Annotated in this window: 13 protein-coding genes and 1 riboswitch; of the genes, 11 read left to right on the forward strand and 2 right to left on the reverse strand. The window is 34.1% G+C overall.

Features of this window, described 5'->3' with window-relative positions; translation table 11 throughout:
• Positions 1–296: 296 nt before the first annotated feature.
• Positions 297–1292 carry an aldo/keto reductase gene (locus J7J00_RS27210; protein WP_214796245.1) on the reverse strand — a complete coding sequence of 332 codons (996 nt, stop codon included), beginning with the start codon at positions 1290–1292 and terminating at the stop codon, positions 297–299.
• 196 nt (positions 1293–1488) lie between these two features.
• Here J7J00_RS27210 and J7J00_RS27215 point away from each other — a divergent pair, with 196 nt between their 5' ends.
• The 6 genes from J7J00_RS27215 to rnjA all read left to right on the forward strand — a co-directional run bounded on the left by J7J00_RS27215 (position 1489) and on the right by rnjA (position 8418).
• Positions 1489–2166, forward strand: coding sequence for a TetR/AcrR family transcriptional regulator (locus J7J00_RS27215; protein WP_214796247.1), 678 nt, complete (start codon positions 1489–1491; stop codon positions 2164–2166).
• Positions 2167–2456: 290 nt separating this feature from the next.
• The gene (locus tag J7J00_RS27220; protein WP_214796249.1) at positions 2457–2813 is read left to right on the forward strand and encodes an MmcQ/YjbR family DNA-binding protein; all 357 of its coding nucleotides are present in this window, start codon (positions 2457–2459) and stop codon (positions 2811–2813) included.
• Between the two features lie 984 nt (positions 2814–3797).
• On the forward strand, positions 3798–4217 hold the full coding sequence (locus J7J00_RS27225; RefSeq protein ID WP_214796251.1) for a universal stress protein: 420 nt from the start codon (positions 3798–3800) through the stop codon (positions 4215–4217).
• Positions 4218–4456: 239 nt separating this feature from the next.
• Positions 4457–4579 (forward strand): hypothetical protein, encoded by a 123-nt coding sequence (locus tag J7J00_RS28545; protein ID WP_286201610.1) that lies wholly within the window; start codon positions 4457–4459, stop codon positions 4577–4579.
• 378 nt (positions 4580–4957) lie between these two features.
• Positions 4958–6424 carry a SulP family inorganic anion transporter gene (locus J7J00_RS27230; RefSeq protein WP_214796253.1) on the forward strand — a complete coding sequence of 489 codons (1467 nt, stop codon included), beginning with the start codon at positions 4958–4960 and terminating at the stop codon, positions 6422–6424.
• A 323-nt stretch (positions 6425–6747) separates the two neighbouring features.
• A complete protein-coding gene (rnjA, locus tag J7J00_RS27235) occupies positions 6748–8418 on the forward strand; it encodes a ribonuclease J1 (RefSeq protein WP_214796255.1) in 1671 nt (556 codons plus the stop codon).
• 303 nt (positions 8419–8721) lie between these two features.
• Here the strand turns inward: rnjA and J7J00_RS27240 are convergent, their stop codons facing one another.
• The gene (locus tag J7J00_RS27240; RefSeq protein ID WP_214796257.1) at positions 8722–9264 is read right to left on the reverse strand and encodes a recombinase family protein; all 543 of its coding nucleotides are present in this window, start codon (positions 9262–9264) and stop codon (positions 8722–8724) included.
• 173 nt (positions 9265–9437) lie between these two features.
• On the opposite strand from J7J00_RS27240, the gene J7J00_RS27245 reads away from it, so the two are divergent.
• The 5 genes from J7J00_RS27245 to crcB all read left to right on the forward strand — a co-directional run bounded on the left by J7J00_RS27245 (position 9438) and on the right by crcB (position 14633).
• Positions 9438–10901, forward strand: a complete 1464-nt coding sequence (locus J7J00_RS27245) for a SulP family inorganic anion transporter (RefSeq protein WP_214796259.1) — start codon at positions 9438–9440, stop codon at positions 10899–10901.
• A 19-nt stretch (positions 10902–10920) separates the two neighbouring features.
• A complete protein-coding gene (locus J7J00_RS27250) occupies positions 10921–11340 on the forward strand; it encodes a universal stress protein (RefSeq protein ID WP_214796261.1) in 420 nt (139 codons plus the stop codon).
• 119 nt (positions 11341–11459) lie between these two features.
• Positions 11460–13412 (forward strand): lipoteichoic acid synthase, encoded by a 1953-nt coding sequence (gene ltaS / locus J7J00_RS27255; RefSeq protein ID WP_214796263.1) that lies wholly within the window; start codon positions 11460–11462, stop codon positions 13410–13412.
• 372 nt (positions 13413–13784) lie between these two features.
• Positions 13785–13844, forward strand: a riboswitch (Fluoride riboswitch).
• A 49-nt stretch (positions 13845–13893) separates the two neighbouring features.
• Complete coding sequence (locus J7J00_RS27260; protein WP_214796265.1) at positions 13894–14268, forward strand: fluoride efflux transporter FluC; 375 nt, start codon at positions 13894–13896, stop codon at positions 14266–14268.
• 2 nt (positions 14269–14270) lie between these two features.
• Positions 14271–14633: a fluoride efflux transporter CrcB gene (crcB, locus tag J7J00_RS27265; RefSeq protein WP_214796267.1), complete on the forward strand. Its 363-nt coding sequence runs from the start codon at positions 14271–14273 to the stop codon at positions 14631–14633.
• Positions 14634–14737: the final 104 nt, after the last annotated feature.

Consider the following 14737-nt stretch of genomic DNA (forward strand, 5'->3'; position numbering starts at 1 on the left):
CGCCATAGGAGTTTCTTATGGCACTATCGGGGCAGGATAGTTGAAGAGTACTGTTTGATCTTTGTTCAACAATTTGGCCATTTTGTGGAAGATCACTTAGTAAGGATTTATGTAAATGTTTCATCATAATACAGTTGTTTATTTACTCTTAAGGCAATTAGAATCAACTTAAAGTTGATTAATAGTGCTTCTAGCTAATAGTAGAATAGGTCACCTCATAACCTACAGGTTATAAGGTGACCTATTCATGTTTTACATTATATATAATTGATATTACGGCTGGCTATTCAGATGTATCAATCACTTGTGTAATTGTTAATTATTTCGGCCGGATATCTGCCCCCTGCTGCTCCGTGCGGAATAATCTCATTAATACGATTAAGGTCAGCCTTCGCGAGTTTGACATTTGCGGCACCAATGTTCTGCGTCACACGTGTCATACTACGTGAACCTGGGATTGGGACAATATCTTCTCCCTGGGCAAGAAGCCAAGCAAGAGCCAACTGGGCGACGGTGATATCCTTATCTACTGCCATTTCCTTCAGTTGCTCTGTTGCACGCAGGTTGTAAATGAAGTTCTCTCCCTTCCAACGTTCGTCAATACGACGGAAGTCGTCCTCAGCATATTCCTCAGCAGGCTTTACAGCGTCCGTCAGGAACCCACGGCCAAGAGGAGCGTATGGGACTAGACCAATACCGAGTTCTCTCAAAACTGGTAATGTTTTCTCCTCGACCTCACGTTCGAATATTGAGTACTCACTCTGGAGTACAGAGACTAGAGTCACAGCGTGAGCGCGTCGAATCGTTTCAGGACCTACATTACTCAATCCAAAGTACTTTACCTTACCCTCCTTGATGAGTTCTCCAACGGTCCCGGCTACTTCCTCTATTGGAATGTTAGGATCAAGGATATGTTGGTAGAAAACGTCGATGTAGTCGGTCTGTAGATAACGCAGACTATTTTCTGCTACTTTACGAATGTTATCCGGATGACTGTTGAAACGTGAGCCGAGTGGCTCAACAGTCATATCAAACCCAAATTTAGTAGCCAGCACTACGTTTTCACGAAAACCCTTAACCGCGCTTCCAACTAATTTCTCATTGTGACCGTGACCGTACCCGTACACCTCAGCCGTATCAAAAAAATTCACTCCCAGCTCATAGGCATGCTGAATGGTCTTAATTCCCTCTTCCTCATCTGATGGGGGGCCGTACGCCATAGACATCCCCATAGTTCCCAAACCAAGCGTTGATACGTTCAGACCTTGCTTTCCTAAATCACGATGTTTCATGAAAATTCCTCCTTGTATAATCTAATTTTCTAACTTGCATCTTGTTATCTCTGCTTCAATTAGTAATTTCGTGATAAGCATAGCACAAAAAAATATACAAAGTAAACAAAAAAAGCAAAAAGAGTTCATTTAGTATTTTTTGTATATTTTTATTTTGTTTTTATGTATAATAATAAAAGTTAAGGAGGCAAAAGCTATGAATACTAACCAAGACAACGCTAAAAGTCCTCAAGATGAAATGAGGAGTAAATTACTTATTAAACTAATTCCTACTGTACGAAAAAAAGGATTTCAATCATTGCGAATGGATGAAATTGCAAAATATATGGATGTAAGCAAAGCTACAATGTACAAATACTTCGCTTCAAAAGAAGAAATTATTGAAGGTGTCGTAAATAGTTTTGTCCAATACATCAATGAATTAACTGTACAATCTCTTGATACCGTACAATCTTTTGATTCTAAGTTTAGACAACTATTTGAACAAGCTATTTTACTTGCGGCGTACATTTCTGATACTTTCTTAGATGAACTGAAAGTAATGTACCCAGATCTATACAATTCTTTAAAAGAAGCAATGAAAAGACGTGAAGATCAAATTTCATCATTTTATCAAGAAGGAAAAGAGAAAGGTATATTTAATGATATCAATGAACGACTTATTTTTTTACAAGAAGATGTATTAGTTCGAGCAATACTAGATATGAAATTTTTAATGCTGCATCATATGACACTTCACCAAGTGCTCTTAGATTTCTATACGTTGATTAAGCTCCAACTATTTAAAGCTGAAAAACTGGAAGTCACAAACGATTCAGATATAATACAGAAAATTGATTATATGGCTCAAAAAATTACACGTGATCTGTTATAAGACAATCTATTCTAAGATAAAAAGGCCATTACTCCAAGGAATAATGACCTTTTTTTACCATTATCTCTTAACATAATCACAATTATCGGCAAAAGAACACGTGGTAATCTGAATGAACGATAGCAAGTCCAAACTAATTAAAATAATCGAGTAGGAGGAGGCTAGGCGCCTCCTCCTACTCGATTTTATGCAACTATCGGGGCAGGTTAGTGCAATAAAGGGTCCAAGGCTTATAATTTAGGATGCAATTAAAAAATTAGAAAGTTATTATTTTAGAGAAGAGGTTAACAATGAAAAATAGAGAGGAAGCTATCGGTTACTGTTTAGGGATGGGGAATACATATAAAGATTATCCATTTCGCGATAAGAATTGGACGTTAATGCGACATATAGATAACAAGAAAGTGTTTGCGTGGATATTTGAAAAAGATGGCCATATTTGGATTAATGTGAAATGTGAACTCGGTTTTTTGGATTATTGGCGTCAGATTTACAATTCGGTAGTTCCGGCATTTCATCTTAATAAGGACCATTGGAATTCGATAATTCTTGACGGTACTGTTCCAAAGGAAGACATTTACGAAATGATAAAACAAAGCTATATGTTAACTAAAAAAAGTAATAGTAAAGTTAATTTAAAAAAGTGAAGGCATTGATTCAGCAGGAAGGATTTATGCCTTTTTCTGTGGAACTTACTATGATTGTGAAATATTCTACTTAAAGTAACGGGTGCGTTAGTTTATTAAGGAAGACAAAAAAGATCAGCGTTTTTTATTAAAGAATAATTTAGTATAAAGGCATGTTTTGATAATCTTTTTTCAAAACATGCCCTTTCTATTTATTCATTTATCAAGGTTAGTTTGATCAAACTTTGTTTCAAATCTACAATAAGATAGATTTTAATATGTTATTGGACGTAGAATAATGAACAGGGTTTTATGACGTGAATGGTAACAAAAAAAAGCGTTATTCAAACCGCCATGACATGTGTTCAGAAAAGGAATTTTCTGGACAAATATTTTTGAGCCGTTTCGTTGGTAATAACCCTTATACAAAATTTATAAAAAGCATATGAATAGATTGGGTTCTCCTTTGCTATTAAAAAACGGGCCAGATTGTTTATTAAGGCTTTTTGGTTTATTTTACATACCTAATTAAAGGCACCGGAATATTATTTAAATTGAAATTAAAGTTTAATGAAAGGACTTGATTGAATTAATGAAAATTAGAAAACCTAACGATTTAAAAACTCAAATAGGTTTTGGGAAATTTCTCCTCTAACTGTGTTTGAACCAAGTAACGTAACTATATTTCAATAAATTTAAGAATGAGATAACTCTTTGAAAGTAATGTATTAATACATCTTTTCTGACGGATCAGTTTGCGACAAAACTATTGAGTAATAGGGGGGAGATGTCACCTTAACAGCCTGTTTTTATATTTAAACCTTCTAAAAAATATCCTGGTTTTATGCACTTTCAGGTTAACTTATCATATAAAAAATGAAGGGGGTTTTCCCAAAAAAATGTTGTTTGATTTTTTGTGAAAAAATGGGAAATATTATACTTATATATGAAAGCGTTTTAGTTTTAGATTTTTTATAGTAAAAAAATAATTAGGAGTGAAAACAAATGTATAAAAAAATCCTATTAGCCACTGATGGTTCAGAGCATTCAAAGCGTGCAGCAGAGCAAGCAATTTCGATTGCTAAGTGTAATGAGGATTCAAGTATCGATGTAGTATACGTGGTAGATAATGACCGATCAAAAACAGAGGTGTTGAATAATTGGAATTCGGCTAATCTGAATGATTTAAGAAAAAAAAGAATGAAGTTCGTTGAAAACAAAGCTAAAGAAGCAGGAGTTAAATTTCAAATAAATATCCTAAACGGGGAACCTGGTCCAACAATAGTCAACTATGCAAATAAAAATAATTTTGAATTAGTTATAATTGGAAGTAGAGGATTGAATAGTTTACAGGAACTAATGTTGGGAAGTGTAAGTCATAAAGTAGCAAAAAGAGCAAATTGTCCAGTTTTGATTGTTAAATAATTTTTATAATAAAGTACATTTTTTTCAAAAGAATAATTTTGAAACTAAAAGAACAATGAATAAAGTGTTTTTACAAAGGGATTTAATTTCTTCCCTTTATGTCTTTATTATTAATTTCCTAATATAAATGATTAAAAATTGCTACACCTTTTCCTTTTTTTATAATTAGAAATATCAATTCATCCTTTTGTTGTTTTGTGGATTTCTCAAAGCTTAAAGTTTTATTAAGGAGGAATAAAATGGTTAAATTAGAAATGTGTAAAAAATGTACTGGGCAAGGTTATATCTTAGTGAAATTTCCAGATATAAAAGAAGCTTGTTATTATTGTCAAGGAACTGGCAAAGAAAAAATAATTAATTGATTTTCTAATTTATTGAATCTTACTTAAATGAAGTAGCTATGAAACAAATGAAATGCACAAAAATTCACCATGTTTGTAAATCCCCCGAATATTATTGCTCTTAATAAAAAATAATCACTTCATGAATAAAAAATAGGAATTTTTATTTAAACTACATGAAGGTTTTTATTGTTCATGACTACACGTTAAAAGAACACTAGAAACAAAAAACATTTAGATTTTATGCCGGAAGAAATATTACCATTAATTATATTTGAATTAATCGCCCCAAAATGGTTCAATTTTGGGGCGATTAATGTTAAACTCATCTTATTGATTATCGAACCCGACTTTTATGAGAGTTAAAAGTCACAAATCTTAATAAGAGGAGTAGATAGAATGTTAGAAAAAATAAAGAAAGATTGGTTTTCTAATATTAGGGGAGATACACTTGCCGGGATAGTTGTAGCATTGGCGCTTATTCCTGAAGCCATCGCCTTTTCAATTATAGCAGGGGTCGATCCAATGGTTGGTTTATACGCATCATTTTGTATTGCCGTAATTATTGCATTTATAGGTGGTCGTCCTGGAATGATCTCAGGAGCAACTGGGGCAATGGCGTTACTAATGGTACCTTTAGTTAAAGAGCATGGAGTGAACTATCTTTTAGCCGCAACCATTTTAACAGGTGTCATTCAAGTGATTTTTGGGGCTTTTAAAATAGCTAAAATCATGAAATTTATCCCGCGTGCAGTAATGATCGGTTTCGTGAACTCGTTAGCCATTTTAATTTTCATGGCTCAAGTGCCTCACTTTATGGGCATTTCAACTATGACATATATTTTTGTGGCCATAACTTTAGCAATTGTATATGTAGTTCCAAGATTTTTGAAATCAATTCCAGCACCATTGATTGCTATTATTGTATTAACTGCAATTGCAATCTTTACAAATTCGGAGTTGCGAACAGTAGGGGATCTTGGGACGATTACGCAATCTTTGCCTTCGTTCTTAATTCCAGAGGTACCATTTAGTTTGGAAACACTAAGCATTATTTTTCCATATTCCATTGCTTTAGCAATAGTGGGGTTGTTGGAATCCTTGTTAACATCCTCTATCGTGGATGATATGACAGGAACAGAAAGTAGTAAAAATAAAGAGTCCAGAGGCCAAGGAGTGGCCAATATTATGACAGGTTTCTTCGGTGGCATGGCTGGTTGTGCAATGATCGGACAGTCGGTCATCAACGTAAAATCAGGAGGACGTGGGAGATTATCTTCGCTGGTTTCAGGGCTGTTTTTAATATTTTTAATTATTGTATTAGGTGATTTGGTTGTACAAATCCCAATGCCAGTACTTGTGGGGATTATGATTATGGTGTCCATCGGTACATTTGACTGGTCTTCGTTTACTTATTTAAGAAAAGCCCCCAAAAGTGATGCAGCCGTAATGTTGATTACAGTTGGTATTGTTGTTGCAACACATGATTTATCTAAAGGGGTCATAGCGGGGGTCATACTAAGTGCGATCTTCTTTGTTGCTAAGATTTCTAAGATCCAAGTAATAATCAGGAAACAAGAATATAAAAAAATATATTTCAATGTGAGAGGTCAATTATTTTTTGCTTCTGTTGATGAGTTTATAAATTCTTTTGATTTTAGTATTGAAAGTACTAATTTATTGATAGACTTCACCAATGCCCATATATGGGACGATTCAGCTGTAGGGGCTATTGATAAAGTGGTTCTTAAATACCGAGAGAAAGGTAACATAGTTACTATTAATGGTTTAAATCCTTATAGTAAAAAGCTTGTTGAAAAAATGGCCGTTTATAATGATTCTAATGCAAAATTAAAAACACATTAGTTTAGGTTCAGTTGGGGCCAACGCTTGTTAATAATAGAATATAGCCGTATGAATTTTACAAAAAAATAAGAGTGTTTGGGAAGAAAACGGTTGATATTTATTGTTTTTTTCAAATTAATAAGGTTTTGGGAGTTAAGAGGTACCTTATGAATTCAGTAATGAAAATTGTAGCAGATAAAATTTTCTTACTAATCTAGGACCTCCTTTTATTATGTAAAAAACTTTCATTGAAAAAATTTGTAGGGTAATGAAATCCCATGGTTTAGTTGAAGGAAGAGCCCTTTAAATAATAAAAAATCAAAATTTATATAAGGAGTTGGCTTATGAATAACATAAAGAAAGGCACCAAAATATTTGCTCTAGGTGGGCTTGGGGAAATAGGTAAAAACACTTATGTAATTGAGTATAAAAATGAAATGATACTTCTGGATTGTGGAATTAAGTTTCCTGATAGTGAACTTTTAGGAATTGATTATGTCTTGCCGGATTATACATATCTAAAGGATAATCTAGAAAAGCTTAAAGGGATTTTTATTACTCATGGACATGAAGATCATATTGGAGGAATACCATTTTTATTTCGTGAGCTAGGTGATGTTAAGGTCCCGGTATTCGGTGGGGATTTTGCATTAGAATTAATGAAAAGTAAGATAAATGAACATAGGATTCGTGGGGTGGAGTTCCATCAAATAAACAATGACAGCTCTGTACAATTTGACCACTTAAAAGTTCGCTTTTTTCGGACTACTCATAGTATTGCTGATTCATTTGGTGTGGTGATTACTACCCCTGACGGAAATATTGTACACACAGGAGACTTTAAGTTCGATTTAACACCAACTGGAGCTGAAACTGATTTTCATAAGATAGCTGAAATTAGCAGAGAAGGAGTTCTTTGTTTATTGTCAGACAGTACAAACAGTGAAGTTCCTGGCTTTTCTCTATCAGAGCAAGTGGTGGGTGAAGCCATTGAAGACGTTTTCCAAGATGTAGACGGAAGAATAATCTTTGCAACTTTTGCCTCTAATATCGACCGTATCCAGCAAGTCGTAAAGTCTTCTATAAAATACAAAAGAAAAATAGCAGTAGTTGGACGTAGTATGGAAAAAACCATTGAAATTGGAAGGAAATTAGGATATATAGTGGCACCTGATTGTGTATTTATCAGTGCAAATGAAATAGGTAGAACACCAAGTAAAGATATCACGATTATTTGTACAGGTAGTCAAGGAGAGCCTATGGCTGCGTTATCAAGAATAGCAAATGGTAACCATCGTCATGTTAGAATCATTCGTGGGGATACTGTTGTATTCTCCTCGTCACCAATTCCAGGGAACGATATAAGTGTTAACCGAGTAACTAATATGATACAACGTGCAGGTGGCAATGTAATTAATAATAAAATCAGCGATATACACGCTTCTGGGCATGGAAAGCAAGAAGAACAAAAGCTAATGATTCGCTTGTTAAATCCTACCTATTTCATTCCAATCCATGGAGAATATCGTATGCTTCATGCCCATGTAAAGTTAGCTAATGAATGTGGAATACCTAGGGGTAATTGTTTCATTTTGGATAATGGTGACGTACTGGGACTCTCTTCTAGCAATGCCCTGATAATAGATAAAGTACCTGCTCAGCCTGTATATGTAGATGGGAATGGAATTGGAGACATTGGCGATCTTGTGCTAAGAGAACGAAGAATATTATCACAAGAGGGTCTTGTAATTATTACTATGACCATCAATCATAGACAGGGGACATTAGTAAACCGTCCTGCCATAGTAACAAGAGGATTTGTGTACGTAAGGGAAGCAGGTCCTCTTATTCAAGAACTGGAGCAACTGACGTATGAGGTAGTCACTTCTCAATTAACAGAGGGAACAAAAGGATGGAATCAAATGAAAAAAAGAGTAATTAAATCTATACAACCATTCTTATACAATAAAACAGGGCGGAACCCTTTCATTTTACCAATTATTATGGAGATTTAAGAGCGTTCTAAAAAATATCCATTTACTTATGGTTGCTGGCAAATTCAATAAGTATTAAGAAAAAGCTATAATATCATCTCAATTAGAGTGGGGCAACGTTAGTCACAAATGGATGATCAGGGTAAGTCCTTAACAGAGTTCCTTACGAATTAAAAACAATGATTGGGTTTAAAATTAATTTAAACTCACGATAAAACTAAAGGGGAAAGACCCTTATCTTTCTTTAATCAAGAAAAACCGACATAAATTGTGTCGGTTTTTTTATTTGAATTTCCTATGCACCATCAAAAGAAAAGAATTGAATTAATTTTCAAGGTATCGGTATAGTGTAGATTTGCTGATACCTGTTTCCTTTTTTATTTCAGCAAGACTATATTTTTTACTTTGATACATAATAATAGCACGATTTACATTTTCATCAGGTTTTCGTGGTCTACCCGGAACAACGCCTTTTTGTTTGGCTTCATGAAGCCCTTTTTTGGTTTTTTCACTTATCATATCACTTTGGAATTCCAAAAGATGTTTCACGATTTCATTAAAGGCATATCCTGATGTCTTACTTGTATCAATCCCCTCTGATATAGATTGAAGATGAGCACCTTTCTTAGCTATTAAATCTAACAACTCAACTAAATGGCGAGTTGAATCAGCAATAGTGAAAAGTTTGTAAACGATTATTTTATCTTCCTGATTTAAGTTATCTAACATATGTTTTAATTGTACTCGTTTTTTTGCAGATGAATGTTCTTCTGAAAAGATTGTTTGACAATTTATTTTTGTTAAACTTCTATGTTGAATTTCACATTTTGGATCTTCTTGAAAAGGTCTCATATATCCAATTAACATTACTTACTCCCCTTACTATTTAACCCTTTTCTTTATCATAGCATAAATTTTATTTAATTTTAAGGGTTTAAAAAGGTTCCATTTTGGGACGGGTGATGGTAAACTGTCATTATTGTATTGCTGACCCATCTTTTAGTGCAAGAGTCAAAGAAAATAATTGAGGTGAAGGAAAAGTGTTAGAAAAGATAAAGAAAGAATGGTTTTCAAATATTAGAGGAGATGTCCTTGCTGGGATTGTAGTGGCTTTAGCACTAATACCAGAAGCTATAGCTTTTTCAATTATAGCAGGAGTCGACCCAATGGTTGGTTTGTATGCGTCATTTTGTATTGCAGTTATTATTGCATTTGTTGGTGGGCGACCTGGAATGATTTCAGCCGCAACTGGTGCCATGGCATTATTAATGGTTCCGTTAGTAAAAGAACACGGTTTGAATTACTTATTGGCAGCAACCATTTTAACTGGGATTATTCAAGTGCTTTTTGGTGTATTTAAAATAGCGAGACTCATGAAATTTATCCCTAGAGCTGTCATGGTTGGTTTTGTAAATTCATTAGCTATTTTGATTTTCATGGCACAGGTGCCTCATTTTATTGGAATTTCTACAATGACATATATTTTTGTAGCGATTACATTAGTCATTGTATATGTAGTGCCCAGATTTATAAAGTCTATCCCGGCCCCACTAATTGCAATAATAGTCTTAACTGCTGTTGCGATATATTCTAATTTTGATCTTCGAACCGTTGGTGATTTGGGATCTATAACACAATCATTTCCATCATTTTTTATACCAGATGTACCGTTCACATTTGAAACATTAAGTATCATATTTCCGTATTCCATTGCCTTGGCAATTGTAGGGTTATTAGAATCCTTACTGACAGCCTCAATAGTTGATGATATGACAGGGACGGAAAGTAATAAAAATAAAGAATCCAGAGGGCAAGGTATTGCCAATATCGTTACAGGTTTCTTTGGTGGAATGGCAGGTTGTGCAATGATTGGTCAGTCTGTAATCAATGTAAAATCAGGGGGGCGTGGTCGTCTCTCCACTCTTATAGCCGGTTTATTTTTAATATTCCTAATTATTGTTTTGGGTGATTTAGTCGTGCAGATTCCAATGCCAGTTCTAGTTGGAATTATGATAATGGTGTCCATTGGAACATTCGATTGGTCCTCGTTCTCTTATTTGAGAAAAGCACCAAAAAGTGATGCAGCCGTAATGCTGGTTACTGTAGTGATAGTAGTTGCAACGCATGACCTATCAAAAGGTGTGATTGCTGGGGTTATATTAAGTGCTATTTTCTTTGTAGCTAAAATCTCTAAAATTAAGGTAACGAAACGTCTTGTTAACCAAAACTTCGTGTTTGATATCGAAGGTCAATTGTTTTTTGCTTCCGTTGAAGGATTTGTAGACTCATTTGATTTTACCGTTGAAAATTCAAACATTATTATAGATTTTTCTAATTCTCATATCTGGGATGATTCGGCAGTAGGTGCAATTGATAAGGTGGTAATAAAATACCGGGAAAGTGGAAATAGAATTTCTATTAAAGGTTTAGATGCAACTAGTAAAAAACTTGTAGATAAATTAGCTGTATATAATGATTCAAATGCGAAGTTAAGTCCACATTAAGTTTTCTAGGAGTGAAGAAATGTATAAAAAAATCTTATTAGCTGTAGACGGATCGGAAAATTCATTGCGAGCAGCTAAAGAAGCAGTAAAGTTTGCTTCTTTAGTTAACGAATGTGTAATTGAAACTGTATATATAGTGGATTTTACAAAAGCAAAGAGTCAGGTTCTTCATGCCCAAGGAAAAGAAGAATTAGAATTATCACGTCGGAAAAAAATTCAGCCAGTTGAAGAACTTTTGAAATCAAACAAATTAACTTATCAAATGAAAATTATGCACGGAGAACCAGGTCCAACCATTGTTGATTATGCAAATAATGAAAAGTTTGACTTAGTCATCATCGGAAGTCGTGGCCTTAATTCTTTGCAAGAAATGGTACTAGGAAGTGTCAGTCATAAAGTAGTGAAAAGAGTGAAGTGCCCAGTTCTTATTATTAAGTAAAGAAAAGTTTTCCTGTGCATGTTTTGGCAGGAACTTTTCAATTTAAGAGCTTAATAGAATATAAGAATATAATTAATAGACTATTTAGTTATAAGTACAATAGTAGGTAGGAGTGAAAAATGAATAATGTATTTCAAAAAAATCGAGGCATTTTAAATAAATATGTCGTGTTTTTCATCAGTACTGTTTTTCTTCTTTGGATAAAGACATATATCGTTCAATTAACACAGTTCAATTTAGGTATTGAAAATTCAATTCAACATTTCCTATTACTCCTGAACCCTTTAGGATCTTCCATATTATTTTTAGGATTTTCTTTCTTTTTAAAAGGTAGAAAAAAGTATTTTTGGCTGATTGGCATTGACTTTCTCTTGTCATTTCTTTTATATGCCAATGTATTATATTACCGATTTTTTAATGATTTTATTACATTACCGACCTTAACTCAAACACAAAATTTTGGAGATGTAAGTGGTAGTGTGTTTTCTCTCCTAAAACCATATGATCTGTTTTTCTTCGCAGATATTATTTTATTGATCGGATTACTTTCTATTAGGTATGTAAAGATGGAAATGAAAGGAATGGAACGTCGGAAGATTATTGTTCTTTTCTCATTGGCCTTAGGTCTTTCTGGGGTAAATCTAGCTTTAGCGGAAATAGACAGGCCCCAATTATTGAAAAGAGGATTTGACCGAAATTATATTGTGAAATATTTAGGTATGTACAATTACACCATTTATGATGCGGTTCAAAGTACAAAAGCATCTGCAAAAAGGGTAATGGCAAATAGCGATGACATGACAGAGGTCATTAATTTCACAAAAACTAACTATGCGGAGCCAAACGAAACTTACTTTGGCAAAGGAAAAGGTATGAATGTAATATATGTACACCTTGAATCCATTCAAGATTTCCTTATTGATTACAAGTTGCATGGAGAAGAGGTAACACCATTTTTAAATTCACTAACGAAAGAAGAAAATACCCTTTACTTTGATAATTTCTACCATCAAACTGCACAAGGCAAAACGGCGGATGCTGAATTTATGATTGAAAATTCTTTATACGGATTACCACAGGGTTCGGCCTTTACAACAAAAGGTTTAAATACGTACCAGGCGGCTCCAGCTATCTTAGGTCAGCAAGGCTATACGTCTGCGGTGTTCCATGCCAACACAGGCAGCTTTTGGAATCGTGATGAAATTTATAAATCATTTGGATATAACGAGTTTTTTGATTCAAGCTCCTATGATATGAATCCTGAAGACCTAACGGGATATGGTCTAATGGACAAGCCGTTCTTTGAGGAATCTATTCCACTTATGGAATCATTACCTCAACCATTTTATTCGAAATTAATCACGGTAACGCATCATTTCCCATTTTCGATTGATGCTGAGGATGCTTCTATCAAACCTCATACGACAGGTGATGAATCTGTCGATACGTACTTCCAGACGGCTCGTTATGCCGATGAAGCTCTAGAGCAATTCTTTACTTCCTTGAAGGAATCTGGGTTGTATGAAAATTCTGTTATAGTTATGTACGGTGACCATTATGGGATTTCCGAGAATCATAATAAAGCAATGGAAAAAGTTATCGGAAAAGAAATCACTCCATTTGAGAACTCTGGTTTACAACAGGTACCACTATTCATTCGTGTACCTGGTGCAGAAGGTGGAATTAATCACGAATATGGTGGCCAAATAGATCTTCTTCCAACACTTCTTCATTTGTTAGGTGTTGATACAAAAGATTATGTTCAATTTGGAACAGATTTATTATCTGACGATCATGATCCAATTGTTCCATTCCGGAACGCTGACTTTGTAAGTCCGACTATTACATCAGTTGATGGTAAATTTTATGATTCAAACACAGGAATGTTATTGGAAGAGGATCAATTGGATAAAGGTAAGGAATATCAGGAAATCGTAGAACATAAATTAGAGCTATCTGATAGGGTTGTAAATGGAGACTTACTAAGGTTCCATACGCCTAAGAACTTTACTCCAATAGACCGTTCACAATACAACTATAATGGCTTTGAAGATGATGAATCCAATGAGTAAGTTATATTAACCAGAAGGCGGCCTGAGATATTTTGGGCAGCCTTTTTATTGGACATAGGCGGATCTCCACTAATTTTTGAAATAATATAGTTCAGCACAATAGCAGGCTTTCTTTTTACGTAGAATAAATCTAAAATAGCACACAAAATAAAATTAAAATTGATAATCCACATAAATTAGCATTGTCTACCATAAGTTTACTCATAATTTACATTTTTATATTTGTGTTATTGTACAATTGTGTTATGAAATCCTGTGAATAAGTGAGCATTCGAGAGATATTTGCATCAAACTGAGGGAGTTGAAGAAGGATGACTTAAAGGTGATACTTCCTTTATAGAGCCATTTGATTTATTATTAAGTAGAGAAAAGTTAATAATAGGTGATGGAGTTCACCTTTAACCGCCAATGGCTAATGACTCCTGCTGGTATTTTTACTGGCAGGGGTCTTTTTATTTGCATTTAATTAGGAGGTATTAAAATGGTTTATTTTTTGGTAGGCGTTGCAGGATCTCTTGGAGCTATTTTAAGATATGTGATTGGCGTTTCTTTATTTACGAATAGTTCTTTCCCCTATGCAACATTAAGCATTAATCTATTCGGAAGTTTTTTATTGGCTTGGTTAACAACCAGATTATTTAAGAAGACTTCTTTATCCTCTACTTTAACAACAGCAATCGGAACTGGATTTGTTGGTTCCTTTACAACTTTCTCAACATTAAGTATAGAAACCGTTAAATTGTTTCAAAACGGTAATATATTGCTGGGGGGTCTTTATGTTTTTGTAAGTATTTTCGGGGGATTATTAATGAGCAGATTAGGATTCAATGTGAGTAAGGAGGTACAAAAATCGTGACAATGTTACATATAATTATGGTCGGGATTGGTGGTTTTTTCGGGGCGATAGCCCGTTATACCATTAGTAAACATCTAAATAACAAATCCACATTTCTAATCCCAATAGGAACTCTAACTGTTAATTTATTAGGAGCTTTTCTTTTAGGTATAATAACTGGAACAAAAGCTGATACAATGATAGTTCTTTTATTAGGAACGGGATTTATTGGAGCTTTTACTACCTTCTCTACTCTGAAGTTAGAAATGACACAACTGTTTAAAAATAACCATAAAAAGAAATTTCTTCTTTATACAATAATGACATATGGGTTCGGGATTATTCTTGCTTACCTTGGTTATTTGATTGGTAACACCTTTTCTTAATGAATTGAACTTAATAGGTAGCATTTATGTAATTAGATGCTGTGTTCCTTAATGAACTATCGGGTGCTTTACTTCAATAAGGAAGGTTGCTGCGGCAACCTTTT

Origin of the sequence: Bacillus sp. ISL-4 (assembly GCF_018613275.1) — a bacterium.
GTDB classification, from domain to species: domain Bacteria; phylum Bacillota; class Bacilli; order Bacillales; family DSM-1321; genus Peribacillus; species Peribacillus simplex_E.